This is a genomic window from Luteimonas sp. A649 (assembly GCF_054072735.1).
Genome location: NZ_JBSVRQ010000001.1, coordinates 335,340 through 349,811, shown reverse-complemented (window position 1 = coordinate 349,811; position 14,472 = coordinate 335,340). Strand labels below are relative to the sequence as shown.

The 14,472-nt window shown below is 67.6% G+C and carries 11 protein-coding genes and 1 riboswitch; of the genes, 8 read left to right on the top strand and 3 right to left on the bottom strand.

Features of this window, described 5'->3' with window-relative positions; genetic code table 11:
- Nucleotides 1-90 precede the first annotated feature (90 nt).
- Nucleotides 91-209, bottom strand: a riboswitch (SAM riboswitch).
- A 107-nt stretch (nt 210-316) separates the two neighbouring features.
- From ACW5E8_RS01630 to ACW5E8_RS01610, 5 genes are all read left to right on the top strand, one after another.
- Nucleotides 317-1,411: a phytase gene (locus tag ACW5E8_RS01630; protein WP_456963762.1), complete on the top strand. Its 1,095-nt coding sequence runs from the start codon at nt 317-319 to the stop codon at nt 1,409-1,411.
- A gap of 8 nt (nt 1,412-1,419) precedes the next feature.
- Nucleotides 1,420-2,244 carry a M23 family metallopeptidase gene (locus ACW5E8_RS01625; protein WP_456963761.1) on the top strand — a complete coding sequence of 275 codons (825 nt, stop codon included), beginning with the start codon at nt 1,420-1,422 and terminating at the stop codon, nt 2,242-2,244.
- Nucleotides 2,245-2,563: 319 nt separating this feature from the next.
- Complete coding sequence (locus tag ACW5E8_RS01620) at nt 2,564-4,168, top strand: peptide chain release factor 3 (RefSeq protein ID WP_456963760.1); 1,605 nt, start codon at nt 2,564-2,566, stop codon at nt 4,166-4,168.
- A 323-nt stretch (nt 4,169-4,491) separates the two neighbouring features.
- Nucleotides 4,492-5,130, top strand: a complete 639-nt coding sequence (trhA, locus tag ACW5E8_RS01615; RefSeq protein WP_456965205.1) for a PAQR family membrane homeostasis protein TrhA — start codon at nt 4,492-4,494, stop codon at nt 5,128-5,130.
- A 78-nt stretch (nt 5,131-5,208) separates the two neighbouring features.
- Nucleotides 5,209-7,164, top strand: coding sequence for an AsmA family protein (locus tag ACW5E8_RS01610; protein ID WP_456963759.1), 1,956 nt, complete (start codon nt 5,209-5,211; stop codon nt 7,162-7,164).
- A 9-nt stretch (nt 7,165-7,173) separates the two neighbouring features.
- Here ACW5E8_RS01610 and ACW5E8_RS01605 read toward each other — a convergent pair whose 3' ends face one another.
- From ACW5E8_RS01605 to mtgA, 3 genes are read right to left on the bottom strand one after another with little or no spacing between them, the layout of a single operon-like run.
- Complete coding sequence (locus tag ACW5E8_RS01605; RefSeq protein WP_456963758.1) at nt 7,174-7,605, bottom strand: CBS domain-containing protein; 432 nt, start codon at nt 7,603-7,605, stop codon at nt 7,174-7,176.
- Nucleotides 7,565-8,593, bottom strand: coding sequence for a glycosyltransferase family 2 protein (locus ACW5E8_RS01600; protein WP_456963757.1), 1,029 nt, complete (start codon nt 8,591-8,593; stop codon nt 7,565-7,567). The genes ACW5E8_RS01605 and ACW5E8_RS01600 overlap by 41 nt, the downstream gene beginning before the upstream one ends.
- Before the next feature lie 40 nt (nt 8,594-8,633).
- Nucleotides 8,634-9,386, bottom strand: coding sequence for a monofunctional biosynthetic peptidoglycan transglycosylase (gene mtgA / locus ACW5E8_RS01595; protein WP_456963756.1), 753 nt, complete (start codon nt 9,384-9,386; stop codon nt 8,634-8,636).
- Nucleotides 9,387-9,472: 86 nt separating this feature from the next.
- Here mtgA and hslO point away from each other — a divergent pair, with 86 nt between their 5' ends.
- From hslO to ACW5E8_RS01580, 3 genes are all read left to right on the top strand, one after another.
- Nucleotides 9,473-10,372, top strand: coding sequence for an Hsp33 family molecular chaperone HslO (gene hslO, locus ACW5E8_RS01590; protein WP_456963755.1), 900 nt, complete (start codon nt 9,473-9,475; stop codon nt 10,370-10,372).
- 96 nt (nt 10,373-10,468) lie between these two features.
- Entirely contained in the window at nt 10,469-11,326 is an 858-nt protein-coding gene (locus ACW5E8_RS01585) for an XOO1806 family protein (RefSeq protein ID WP_456963754.1), read from the top strand.
- Nucleotides 11,327-11,496: 170 nt separating this feature from the next.
- Nucleotides 11,497-14,367, top strand: a complete 2,871-nt coding sequence (locus tag ACW5E8_RS01580) for a TonB-dependent receptor plug domain-containing protein (protein WP_456963753.1) — start codon at nt 11,497-11,499, stop codon at nt 14,365-14,367.
- The last annotated feature ends 105 nt before the right edge of the window (nt 14,368-14,472 follow it).

Genomic DNA, 14,472 nt, shown 5'->3' with positions numbered 1-14,472 from the left:
ACAAGGCCATCGATGCCGCGGGGCATGCCGGAAGACGGGTAGCGCCGCGCGACCACGGCGATACGCGACGGACCGCCGCGAGGCGATCCGCAACCATCTTCCGGTGGACGCACAGGTCCCCGCAGGACTTGGCACGGCGGACGGGGCTTGCGCCCCATCCAGTTGCCCCGGCTTCGTCGGGCCTGTCCCTCAGCCGGTCTCGATGGATGGCGGCAGCTTGGCAGCGCGCCCGACCGCTGTCAATCGCTTCATGCGGATGAAGCGATATAAATCGGTCACAGTGCGGGGACCCGCCTCGCCACCGCATAATCGCGCCATGTCGAAAACTCTCGTTGCGGGCGCGCTCGCCCTGCTCCTCACCGCCTGTGCCACTGCTCCACGTTCGGCGCCGCCATCCACGGCCGGGGCCGATGCAGCCCCATCGAGCCTGGTCGCCGAAGCCTGGATCTCGCCCGATGTCCGCGGCGAGGAGCTGGACTCCGTCGCCACCTGGGTGGACGCCGACGGCCGCACCTGGCTGCTGGCCACCGGCAAGTCCACCCATCGCCTTTCGCTGTTCGATGGCGACAGCGGCGAGCCTTTGCGCAGCATCGGCACGCGCGGCAAGGCGCCGGGCGAATTCAACCGTCCCAACGGCCTGACGGTGTTCGGCGACCTGCTGTTCGTGGTCGAACGCGACAACCATCGCGTACAGCTGCTGTCGCTGCCCGACTTCGCACCCCAGGCGATCTTCGGCTCCGACGAGCTGCGCAGCCCCTACGGCATCTGGCTGCACGAGTCCGCGCCGGGCGAGCTCGAGGCCTTCGTCACCGACAGCTTCATGTACGGCGAACGCTACGACGTGGTGCCGCCGGCGGAAGAGCTTTCACAGCGCGTGCGCCGTTACCGCCTGCGCTTCGACGACCAGGGCCACCTCGATGCCGCCTATCTCGGTTCCTTCGGTGAAACCGAGGGGCCCGCCCGCCTGAACATGGTCGAGTCCATCGCCGGCGACCCGGCCCACGACCGCCTCCTGGTCGCGGAAGAAGACAAGGCCAGCCCGTCCAACCTGCATGTCTACGGGTTCGACGGCCGCTGGACCGGCCGCAGCCTGCCCGAAGGCACCTTCACCGGCGAGGCCGAGGGCGTGGTGCTCTGGGCCTGCAGCGCCACGGGAGGCTACTGGCTGGCGGTCGACCAGCAGGCGCCGCTGACCTGGTTCCACCTCTTCGACCGCGCCGACCTGTCACCGGTGGGCAGCTTCCACGGCGAGGTCACTGCGCGCACCGACGGCATCGCCCTGCACGCGGCCGCCACGCCACGCTTCCCGGGCGGCGTGCTGTACGCGGTGCATGACGACCGCGCAATGTCGGCCTTCGACCTGCGCGACATCGTCGTAGCCTTGGGCCTGGATCCCGCCTGCCTGCACTGACGATGCGCATGCGTTCCGCCGCCATCGTGCTTGCGTGGATCGCCGCGGTCGGCGTGGCACACGCGGAGGGTCCGCAGCAGCAGCATGGACATGCCGGGCCTGCGCCCCTGGCGCGACTGGATGTCGTCGATCGTGGCCATGGCCCCGAGGCCTGGGCGGAAAACCTCCTGTCCGGGCCGATCGAAGTCGTGCTGCGCGCCCGCGGACCGACGCCGGCGGCACGCCCCGCACTGCCCGCGCGCGCCACGGTTCCGGCGCTTGCCCGGGTCCTGGTCGCGCGCGTCGACCGCAGCGATGCGCAGCTGCTGCTTGAAGTCGTTCCCGGGCATCCGGGCGCGCGACCACTGGACGTCGAGTACGCCTGGCCCCTGGCGACCCGCACGCTGCGCATCGGGCAGGGCTGGGGCGGCGGTGTCAGCCACCGCGACGACGAAAACCGGCATGCAGTGGATTTCGCGGTGCCCGAAGGTACGCCCGTGCTGGCCGCACGCGACGGCGTGGTGATGCAGGTCGAGGCGCGCTTCACCCGGGGCGGCATGGCCTCGCCCGACGACATCGACCGCGCCAACTTCATTCGCATCCTCCACGGCGACGGCACCATGGCCGTTTATGCACACCTGGCGCCGGGTGGCGTGCAGGTCCGCCAGGGCGAGCGCGTGCGCCGCGGCCAGCACATCGGCACCTCGGGCAGCACCGGCTACAGCGGCGGCCCGCACCTGCACTTCGTGGTCCAGGCCAACCGCGGCCTGCGCCTGGCGTCGCTGCCCTTCAAGATGTTCGGTCCGGGCGGGATCCTGCGATTTACCGAGGCTGTGGCGGGGGTCGAGCAGTAGGGCGAGGGCGTTTTTGCCACGGATTTACGCGGATACCCGCGAATTTGCACGGATAGGCCAAAAGCATTTTTCAGCCACGGATCTACGCGGATGGACGCGGATGGAACAAAGAGCTTTTCAGCCACTGATCTACGCGGATTACGCGGATCGGGCCGAGGCCAGCCGGATCAGTGCGCCCTACCCCTCTTTCCCAGCTTGATCCGCGTGAATCCGCGCGGATCCGCGTCATTCGTGGCAAAAATGCTCTTTCGATACCCGCCGCCCCCGTATAATTGCCGGCTTCCCGCCCACTACTGGCGCCAGCAAGGCGCGTATCGCCATGCCTGACGTTTCCAGTGAAGCCGCCCGCCGCCGTACGTTCGCGATCATTTCGCATCCCGACGCCGGCAAGACCACGCTGACCGAAAAGCTGCTGCTGTTTGGCGGTGCGATCCAGATGGCCGGGTCGGTGAAGGGTCGCAAGGCGGCGCGCCATGCCACGTCCGACTGGATGAAGCTGGAGCAGGAGCGCGGGATCTCGGTCACCAGCTCGGTGATGCAGTTCCCCTATGACGGGCACATCATCAACCTGCTCGACACGCCCGGCCACGCCGACTTCGGCGAGGACACCTATCGCGTGCTGACCGCGGTGGACAGCGCGCTGATGGTGATCGACGTCGCCAAGGGCGTGGAGGAACGGACCATCAAGCTGATGGAGGTGTGCCGCATGCGCGACACGCCGATCATGACCTTCATCAACAAGCTCGACCGCGAGGGGCGCGAGCCGATCGAACTGCTCGACGAGGTCGAGAGCGTGCTCGGCATCCAGTGCGCGCCGGTGACCTGGCCGATCGGCATGGGCAAGCGCCTGAAGGGCGTCGTACACCTGATCACCGGGGAAGTGCACCTGTACGAACAGGGCCGCAACTTCACCCGCCAGGACTCGACCATCTTCCCCTCGATCGACGACCCCGCCCTGGAAGCGCGCATCGGCGCCGACATGCTGGCCTCGCTGCGCGACGAACTGGAACTGGTGCAGGGCGCGAGCCACGCCTTCGACGTCGACGAATACCTGGCCGCGCGGCAGACCCCGGTGTTCTTCGGTTCGGCGGTCAACAACTTCGGCGTGCAGCCGCTGCTCGACTTCTTCGTGCGCCACGCGCCCTCGCCGCAGCCGCGCGCCACCACCAGCCGCGTCGTTGCGCCCGAAGAATCGAAGCTCACCGGCTTCGTGTTCAAGATCCAGGCGAACATGGATCCGCAGCACCGCGACCGCGTCGCCTTCATGCGCGTGTGCTCGGGCCGCTTCGAAGCCGGCATGAAGACCTTCCACGTGCGCACCGGCAAGGACATGAAGCTCGCCAACGCGCTGACCTTCATGGCCAGCGACCGCGAGATCGCAGCCGAGGCGTATCCGGGCGACGTGATCGGCATCCACAACCACGGCACGATCTCGATCGGCGACACCTTCACCGAGGGCGAGCAGTTCGCCTTCACCGGCATCCCCAACTTCGCGCCCGAGCTGTTCCGGCGCGCGCGCCTGCGCGACCCGCTGAAGCTCAAGCAGCTGCAGAAGGGCCTGGCGCAGCTGTCTGAAGAAGGCGCGACCCAGTTCTTCCGGCCTTTGATGTCGAACGACCTGATCCTGGGCGCGGTCGGCGTGCTGCAGTTCGACGTCGCCGCCTACCGGCTCAAGGCCGAGTACGGCGTGGACGCGATCTTCGAACCCGTGGGCGTCGTCACCACGCGCTGGGTGCACTGCGACAGCGAAAAGAAGCTCGAAGAGTTCCGCGAGAAGAACGCCCCCAACCTCGGCATTGATGCCGCTGGCGAACTGGTCTACCTGGCCCCGACCCGGGTCAACCTGCAGCTGGCCCAGGAACGCTGGCCCGACGTCCGCTTCGACGCCACCCGCGAACAGGTCCACACCCAAGGCGCGGGCTGAGGTTCTGGCGGGGCGGAGGAAGAGCGTTTTTTGCCGCGGATGACGCGGATTGGCGCGGGTTTACGCGGATCAAGCCAAGGCTTTGAGTTGCTCCTTGCGCTGACCCACTCCTATCCCGCGGCCTGCAGCAGAAGTGCCCCAGCCAGATCCGCGTAATCCGCGCTGATCCGTGGCTAAAAAAATGCTCTTGTCCTATCCGCGTAAATCCGCCTTTATCCGCGTGAATCCGTGGCAAGAAGCTTCTGCGGTACGACTGAGGCGCCGACAAGCCACGCATGGCATCATCGATCCGGCTTCTCCCCCGGGATTCCATCGTGTCGACCATGAACCTGCGCGCGAAGCGCGAAGAGCTCGCAAGCGCGTTGACCCATGGCCTGGGCGCCGCCGCGGCGCTCGCCGGCGGCGCGGTACTGATCACGCTGGCCGCGCTGCATGGCAACGGCTGGCAGCTGGGCGCGGCGATCGTGTTCGGCGTGTCCCTGCTGCTGCTCTATCTCGCGTCCACGCTCTACCACTCCTTCGAGCACCCGGTGCTCAAGGGCCGGCTGAAAGTCCTCGACCACTGCGCGATCTACCTGCTGATCGCCGGCACCTATACGCCCTTCACCCTGATTGGCCTGCGCGGACCGTGGGGCTGGAGCCTGTTCGTCGCGATCTGGTCGCTGGCCCTGGCCGGCGTGGTGTTCAAGCTGTTCTACACCGGGCGTTTCAAGCGCCTGTCCACGCTGGTCTACGTGGCCATGGGCTGGCTGGTGCTGGTGGCGATCAAGCCCGTCCTGGCCGCGCTTGATGCCTGGACCTTCGGCTGGCTGGTCGCGGGCGGCGTGCTCTACACGCTGGGCACGATCTTCTATCACCGCGAGTCGATCCCTTACTCGCACGCGATCTGGCACCTGTTCTGCATCGCCGGCAGCGTCTGCCATTACGTCGCCGTGATGGCGCAGGTGACGTTGAACGCCTGAACACCCCGGAACGCATTCACTGCGGTTTGACCGGGCCCGGTAGAGGCTGGACATCGCACCCGCACCCGGAGCCGGCGAATGCCGACGGATGTCCCGCCGCACGACACGCCCTATCGCAAGGCCGTTGTTGCCGTACACGCCCATCCCTGGCGCACGGCGGTGGCCATCGTCGGCGTGGGCCTGCTGGCCCTGGTGCTGCTGTGGGACTGGAACTGGTTCCGGGGCCCGGTCGAACGCATCGTCACCGCCCGCACCGGCCGCAGCTTCGACATCGGTGGCGACCTGCACGTCGACCTGGGCCGCACCGCCGTGATCCGTGCCGACCGGCTGATGCTCGGCAACGCCGGCTGGTCCGACACGCCGGAGATGGCCAGCGCCGATACGCTCGAGCTGCACGTCCGGCTGCTGCCGCTGCTGGCCGGCCGCATCCACATTCCGGAACTTCGCCTCTCGCGTCCCGATGTCCTGCTGGAAGCCGGCGACGACGGCGGCAATTGGCGCTTCGACGGCATGTCGGGCGATGGCGATGGGCCGCGCATCGACCACCTGCAGGTCGATACGGGCCGCCTGCGCTTCGTCGACGCCGCGCACGAGACCGACGTGGACCTCTCCGTCGCCAGTGAAGACACCGACGATCCGTCGCTGCGCCCGCTTGCGCTGAGCGGTGACGGCCACTGGCGCGGCGAAGCCTTCAAGGTGTCGGGTGCCGTCGCTTCCCCGCTGGAGTTGCGCGACACCGGGACGCCCTACGCGGTCGACCTGAAGGCATCCGCCGGCGCAACCCGCGCGCATGCCCGTGGCGCCATCACCCGCCTGCTCGGCTTGACTGCGTTCGACGTACAGATGGCACTGTCCGGCAAGGACCTCGAGGATCTCTATCCGCTGCTCGGGATCGCACTGCCGAACACGCCGCCTTACGAACTCGACGGCCGCCTCGTCCGCGAGGACGCCGTGTGGCGCTACGAGGGCTTCAGCGGCAAGGTCGGCGACAGTGATCTCGCCGGCACGGCCACCATCACCACAGGCCGCGAACGCCTGCTGTTCGAGGGCGACCTCCACTCCGACCTGCTCGACTTCGACGACCTCGCCGGCTTCGTCGGAGCCGCGCCGGAGAGCGGTGCCGGCGAGACCGGCAGCGCCGAGCTCGAAGCCGAAGCCAGCGAGTACACCGCCGCCGACCGCCTGCTCCCCGACACACCGTACGACCTGCACAAGCTGCGCACCATGGACGCCGACGTGCGCTGGAAGGCACAGCGCATCGAAGCGCCGGGCTGGCCGCTGGACGACATGGACGCGCACATCCTGCTCGAGGCCGGCCTGCTGCGGCTTGAGCCGCTGGACTTCGGCGTGGCCGGCGGCCGCGTGCGATCCACGATCCGCATGGACGCGCGCCAGGAAGCGATCCGCACCGATGCCGCCATCCGCGCGCGCGGGCTCGAACTGGGCCGGCTGTTTCCCGACTCGGCGCTCACCGACGATGCGGTCGGGCGGATCAGCGGCGACATCGACATCGCCGGCAGCGGCAATTCGATCGCGCGCATGCTCGGCAGCGCCGACGGCGAAGCCGTGCTCGGCATGGGCCGTGGCGAAGTCAGCAACCTGCTGCTCGAACTCGCCGGCCTCGATATCTTCGAGGCGCTCAGGTTCCTGCTCGGCAAGGACCGCAAGGTGGCGATCCGCTGCGCGTTCGGCGACTTCGTGATCGCCGATGGCGTGATGACCGCGCGCGCACTCGCCTTCGATACCTCGGACACGATCATCATCGGCGAAGGTACGGTCGACCTCGACGAAGAGCAACTGGACCTCGTGCTCAAGCCGCGGCCCAAGGACCGGAGCATCCTCGCGCTGCGTTCACCGCTGGTGGTCGACGGCAGCTTCCGCGACCCGGGCTTCCGGCCGGACATGGGGCGCCTCGGCCTGCGCGGCGCGATCGCGCTGACGCTGGCGAGCATCGCGCCGCCCGCGGCGCTCCTGGCCACGCTGGAACTGGGACCGGGCGAAGACAGCGACTGCGGTGGGCAGTACGCGCAGTGACCTGCGGGTTCAGGAGGTGATGTAGCGCTGCAGCTGGTCGAGCTCGTACTGCTGCTCCTCGATCACCGCCTTGACCAGGTCGCCGATGGAGACCAGGCCCACCACCCGGCCATCGGCGACGACGGGCAGATGGCGGACACGCCGTTCGGTAACCAGTTGCATGCACGCAGGTGCGACATCATCCAGGCCGACGGTGACGATGTCGGCGGTCATGATGTCGCGGACCGGTGTTTCCTTCGACGAGCGTCCGTCGAGCACGATCTTCCGCGCGTAGTCGCGTTCGGAGACCATGCCGGCAAGACGCCCTCCAGGTTCAAGCACCACCAGTGCGCCGATGCCCTTCTCGGCCATCAGCCGGATGGCGTCGATCACCGCCGCATCCGGACCGATCGCGTGGACTTCAGGACCCTTGGACTCCAGCAGCTGCCTCACCGTGCGCATCGCGGCCTCGCTCGATCGTGGGTGGCATGGCCGAGCATACCCCTTCGGCCGGCGACCAGGTGTCGACCACGTACAGCGGCCGCTGCTTGGACTCTTCGTAAAGCCGGCCGAGGTATTCACCGATCAGCCCGAGCGCCATCAGCTGCACGCCGCCCAGGAACAGGATCACCGACATCATCGTCGGCCAGCCCGCCACCGGGTCTCCCCAGAACAGGGCCTTGAGGATGATCCACAGGCCATACGCGAACGCCACGACCGCGGTGGCGACGCCAAGGTAGGTCGCCAGCCGCAGCGGCGCGGTGGAAAAGCTGGTGATGCCTTCGAGTGCGAAGTTCCACAGCCGCCAGGCGTTGAACTTGCTGCTGCCGGCCAAGCGCGGTTCACGGCGATACGGAACGCTCACGCGATTGAAGCCGATCCAGCCGAACAGGCCCTTCATGAAGCGGTGCCGCTCGCGCAGTTCCCGCAGTGCGGCGAGCGCGCGCGGCGACAACAGGCGGAAGTCGCCGGTGTCGGTGGGCATCGGCGTTTTCGACAGCCGCTGCATCACACGGTAGAAGGCGTGCGCGGACGCGCGCTTGAACCAGCCCTCGCCCTCGCGCGCCTGGCGCGTGCCGTGGACGTCGTCATACCCCTCGCGCCAGCGCGCGACGAACCGCGGGATCAGCTCGGGCGGATCCTGGCCGTCGGCATCCAGGATCAGCGCCGCGCCTTCAACGACCCGGTCCAGGCCCGCCGTCAGCGCGGCCTCCTTGCCGAAGTTGCGCGACAGGCGCAGCAGCGACACCCGCGGGTCGGCGGTGGCCAGGTCCCGCAAGACCGTCCAGGTGGCATCGGTACTGCCGTCGTCCACATACAGCACGCCGCCGTCCACGCCGCCTTCGCTGGCCAGCCCTGCAAGCACGGCGCCCAGGCGGCGGTGCAGCTCCGGCAGCGACTGGGCCTCGTTGAAGGCCGCCACCACCACGGTCAGTCGATCGCGGGTCATGCCCTCATCCTATCGCGCGACGGCGGCGCTCCAGCCACCTTCATTCCAGGCCGTCCAGCCAGGCCGCACCGCCGAGGTTACGCATGTTCCGCTCGATCCACTGCACGCGCCGCTGCACATAGGGCCCCGGACGGTGCGCGCTGTAGCGTCGTGGGCTCGGCAACACCGCGGCCAGGCGCGCGCACTCGCTGTTGGACAGGGCATCCGCGTCCTTGCCCCAGTAGCTGCGCGCCGCGGCCTGCGCACCGTAGATGCCGTCGCCGAACTCGGCCACGTTGACGTAGACCTCGAGGATGCGCTGCTTCGGCCACAGCAGTTCGATCCACAGCGTGTACCAGGCCTCGGCGCCCTTGCGCACCCAGCTGCGCCCGCTCCACAGGAACAGGTTTTTCGCCAGCTGCTGGCTGATCGTGCTGCCACCCCGGATGCGCTTGCCCTCCGAGTTGTGCTCCAGCGCGCGCTCGATGGCCTCGAGGTCGAAACCGCGGTGACGGGCGAAGTTCTGGTCCTCGGCAGCCACCGCCGCCAGCGGCAGCGAGGGCGCGATCCGGTCCAGGTCACGCCAGTCGTAAGCGATCCGGAAGCCGGCATCACCCGCGCGCAAGGCCTCGACCTGGCGGATGGCCATGAACGACGAGAACGGCGGATCGACGAAACGCAGCACCAGCACCTGCGCGATGCTCAGCAACGCCAGCAGCAGCGGCAGCTTCCACAGCCAGTGCCAGCGACTGCGCCGACGCCGCGGGGCCGGTGGCGACGCCGGTTCCGCGTCCTTGTTCCTGCCACGCGCCATCCCCATCTCCATCGTTCGCCCACACGCGGGCCGTTACGCTGATTATCCAGCCGCCGGCGCCCGCCACAATCGCAACCGGATTCCGCATGACCGCTTCCACCGAAAGCCATGACTTCCTGACCCGCTTCCTGCTGCCGCGCGCCGGGGTGCGCGGCGTGCACGTCCACCTGGACGACACCTGGCGCCGGATCGCATCCAGCGACGACTACCCGCCGGTGGTGCGCGGCCTGCTCGGCGAGGCCGCGGTGGCGTCGGCGCTGTTCACGGGCCACGTCAAGGTGGACGGCCGGCTGTCGGTGCAGCTGCGCGGCGAGGGCGCGCTGCGCACCCTGTTCGCCGAATGCACCGCGGCGGGCACCCTGCGCGGCATTGCGCGGATGGCCGAAGGTGCCGGCGACATCGCCGCGCTCCAGGACCTCGGCGCCGACGCCCTGCTCGCGATCACGATCGAGAATCCGGGCATCGGCAGCCGCGATGCCGCGCGCTACCAGGGCCTTGTTCCGCTGGACGCCCCGGCACTGGCCGCTGCCTTCGAGAGCTACTTCACCCAGTCCGAGCAGCTGCCCACGCGGATCCTGCTGGCGGCCGGCGAGGACCACGCCACCGGCCTAATGCTGCAGAAGCTCCCGGCCGATGCGGGCGATGACGACGGCTGGATCCGCGCCAGCGCGCTGTTTTCCACCCTTGATGCCGGCGAACTGATGGCCACTGCGGGATCGACGCTGCTGCACCGGCTGTTCCACGAGGAGTCGCCGGAGCTGCTGGGCGGCCGCGCGCTGTCCTTTGCCTGCTCGTGCTCGCGCGGGCGGGTTGAGGCGATGCTGGCCTCGCTGGGCCGGGACGAGGCGGAAGCCGCGTTGGTTGAAGGCACGGCCACCGTGCGATGCGAATTCTGCGGACAGGGCTATGCGTTCGATGCCGGGGCCATACACGCCCTCTTCACTTCGGCGCAGCGCCCAATGGAGGCCCCCACGGGACTGCAGTAGCGTGGAGGGGATTGTTAAGGAAATATAAATCCACTAGAGTCCAAGCCATGATCGGGGCGGAACTTCCGCCTCAGCCTGGGGGTCTATCGGCACGCCATGAAGTCGCGCCTTGCACAACTGTCACTGTCGCTCGCCCTCGCCCTCGGCGTGGCCACGGGCGCGCATGCACAGTCATTGCAGGGCGGTAAACGCGACCAGGCCGTGCTGCCGGTGTGGAACCAGTCCAGCGGCAAGATCGAGGCCCTGCTCCTGCTCGAGGCGGCCGACCCCGGCTCCGCTCCGGGCTTCGGCAGCAACGCCCTCGACGCCGCTTTCGGGATCGACGCGGGCAATTCGCTGGGCGTGTTCTGCGACCGCAAGTCGGGCCTTGCCAGCGCGCTGGGCAACCTCGCCAACAACTGCATGCTCGCCAGCTTCGAAGACGAAGGCGGCACGCATGCCAGCGGCACGGCAGCCTTCAAGGCCGGCCGGAACACCCGGCTGGGCCTCAGTGCCGGCAGCGGCAGCGGCACGCTCCCCGGCTGGCTCACCCCGGGCACCCGGGGCACGGGCGCCACCGTCGACCTCAACGACCTGACCGTGTTTGCGCAGCACAATATCGGCCGCGAGGGCATGGTCGCCATCGCCGGCACCGTGGCCAAGGCCACGTTGGTGACCCCCGCCGAAGCCACGAACCTCGGCATCGGCGATGCCTGGACCTCGCACAGCCTGTCGATCGGCGGCGGCTATGGGCGCTTTGGCGCCAGCATCGTCGGCCAGGTCGTGGAAACCCCCGGCCAGCCCAAGTGGGAAGGCCTCGGACTGGGCCTGACCTGGCGTACGCCCTGGAGCGGACAGCTCACCGTGGGCGCCGACAATCTCGTCACGCGGGGCCGGAATCCGTTCGCCCCGAACGTCAACGGGCGTGACGACGAGGGCACCGTGCCCTATATCCGGTACGAACAGGACCTCTAAGTCCTTGATTCATGCGGGTTCCCGTGACGCGGGCCGCATTTTTTAACAACACTTTAATTTTCGCTTCGGCAGGGCTACTATCGGCGACGGCCCTGCCGGCCTTGGCGTCTGCTTTGACTCCACCGGTGGGGTTCCCATGGGATTTACCCAAGACTCACTTGGAGAGAGAGATGACGTTCAAGACCACCCAACTCCGTGACGCGGTGCTGATCGCACTGGTCGCGGGCGGTGCCGGCATCGCCGGTACCGGCGTCGCGTTCGCCCAGGATTCCGGGCAGCAGGCGACCACCCTCGATCGCATCGAGGTCACCGGTTCGCGCATTCGTTCGGTCGATGCCGAAACCTCGCAGCCGGTCCTGGTGCTGGATCGCGCCGAGATCGAAAAGCAGGGCCTGACCTCGGTTGCCGAAGTGCTTTCGCGCATCTCGGCCAACGGCGCCGGCATCAACCGCTCCTTCAACAACGGCGGCGACGGCTCTTCGGAGATCTCGCTGCGCAACCTCGGCTCCTCGCGCACCCTGGTGCTCGTTGACGGTCGTCGCTGGGTCTCCACCCTGACCGGCTCGGTCGACCTCAATACCATCCCCGCGGCCGTCATCGAGCGCATCGAAGTCCTGAAGGACGGCGCGTCCGCGATCTACGGTTCCGACGCCATCGCCGGCGTGGTGAACATCATCACCCGCGACAACTTCGAAGGCGCCGAGTTCCGCACCCACATCGGCCAGTTCAACCAGGGCGACGGCGAGCGCACCTCGGTCGACGCGACCGTGGGCGTAAGCGGCGAGCGCGGCAACGTGGTCATCAGCCTGTCGCGCGTCGAGGAAGAGGCCGTCATGGCACGCGACCGCGAGCTGTCGCGTGATCCCGTGTTTGGCCTGGGCAGCGACATGTACAGCGGCACGTCCAACCACGGCCGTATCCGTGCCGGCGCGCCCAACCTGGTCGTCGACGGCAGCGCCACGCCGACCAACGGCCGCTACGCACTGGACCAGTTCGTCCCGTTCACCGCGGCCGAGCATGCGTACAACTACGCGCAGGACAACTACCTGCTGACTCCGCAGACGCGCACCTCGATGTTCCTCAAGGGTCGCTACGACATCACCGACAACGTCAGCTTCCGCGCCGACGCCATGTACAACGAGCGTCGCTCGGCCCAGCAGCTTGCGGGCTTCCCGCTGAGCGGCGGCCCGCTGCTCGGCAACCCGGCGGACACCGTGATGAGCGGTGAGAGCTACTTCAACCCCTATAACGTCGCGCATGGCGGTGACGGCCGCGACCTGCACTGGAGCCATCGCCTCACCGAGCAGGCGCGCTACTACGAGCAGGACGTCAAGACGATCCACACCTATGTGGGCTTCGAGGGCGCGTTCGAGCTGGGTGACCGCTTCTTCAACTGGGACGTCGGTTACAACTTCAACAAGTCCGACCAGCACGACGCCCAGATCGGCGACGCCAACATGCTCAACGTGGCGCTCGGCGTCGGTCCGTCGTTCATGGACACCGATGGCGTGATCAAGTGCGGTGCACCGGGTGCGGTGATCGACGGCTGCGTGCCGTTCAACCCGCTGAGCCCGGCTGGCGGCGTGACCCAGGAGATGCTCGACTTCATCCTGTTCACCGCCAACGACACCTTCCAGAACCGCAGCGAGAGCTTCACCGCCAACATCAGCGGCGAGATCGTCGAACTGCCGGGCGGCATGATGGCGTTCGCGGCAGGTATCGAATCGCGCAAGGAAAGCGGCTTCGACCGTCCCGACGCCTTCGTGGCCGCAGGCTACACCTCGGGCAACTCGCGCCTGCCGACCTCCGGTTCGTACGACCTCGACGAGGTCTATGCCGAGCTTCTGCTCCCGGTCCTTTCGGGCGTCACGGGTGCACAGCTGCTCGAGTTCAGCCTGGCCTCGCGCTACTCCGACTACAGCAACTTCGGCGACACCACCAACAGCAAGGTGGGCTTCAAGTGGAAGCCGATCGAAGACCTCCTGGTCCGCGGCAACTGGTCGGAAGGCTTCCGCGCCCCGCCGGTCCAGACGCTGTTCCGCGGCAACGCGGACTCCTACGAGAGCTTCGGCGACATCTGCTCGGTCGACTTCCCGGGCTACAACGCGACCATCGCGGCGAACTGCACCGCGGCGGGCGTACCGGTTGACTACCTCCAGATCACCAGCAACGCCGTAAACGGTTACGGCGGGCAGACGATCTTCCCGTTCACCTTCGGCGGCAACGCCGATGTCGGTCCGGAAGAGTCGGAGTCCGTCACGCTGGGCCTCGTGTACAGCCCCAACTTCGTGGACGGCCTGGACATTTCGCTTGACTGGTGGAACATCGAGATCACGAATGCGATCTCCACGCCGAGCACGACCGAAATCCTCGACCAGTGCTACGGCCTCGGTAACCAGCAGTTCTGCGACATGATCGTCCGCGACACTGCCGCGGGCCCGAACCAGGGCGTGATCACCGACATGCTGCTGGTGCCGCAGAACGTGGCGTCCATCGAAGTCGAAGGCTGGGACTTCAACGTGCGTTACCGCCTGCCGGAAACCTCGTTCGGCCAGTTCGCCCTGAACTTCGACAGCAGCTACATGAGCAAGTGGGACCTCCAGTCGCTGCCGGGCGCCGAGGTCGAGAACCTCATTGGTATCTACAACGACCGCGATCCGACGTGGCGCCTGCGTGCCAACGCTTCGCTTGACTGGAACTATGGTGATTTCGGCGCGACCTGGTCCACCCGTTACTACTCGGGCGTGGTCGAGGAGTGCTTGTATCCCGGTTACGGCATGTGCTCGAATGAGGATCGTTATATCGACGGTCCCGACGGCTCACCCCAGTTCGCCCCGCGGAACCGCCTGTCGGCGACCACTTATCACGACATGCAGGCTCGCTATGCACTGCCGTGGAACGGTACCGTCAAGCTCGGCGTGAACAACATCTTCAAGAAGAGCGCGCCGTACTCGCAGGTGGCCTTCGCGAACTCGTTCGACCCGCAGTACGACATTCCGGACAGCCGCTACATCTACATGGAATACATGCAGCGCTTCTGATAGGAAGCTGATTCAGGAAGTGGCCCCGGAAACGGGGCCACTTTTTTTGTGCCTGCCGATACGTCGCGCAGAAAAAAGGGCGACCCGGCGGGTCGCCCTTCAAGC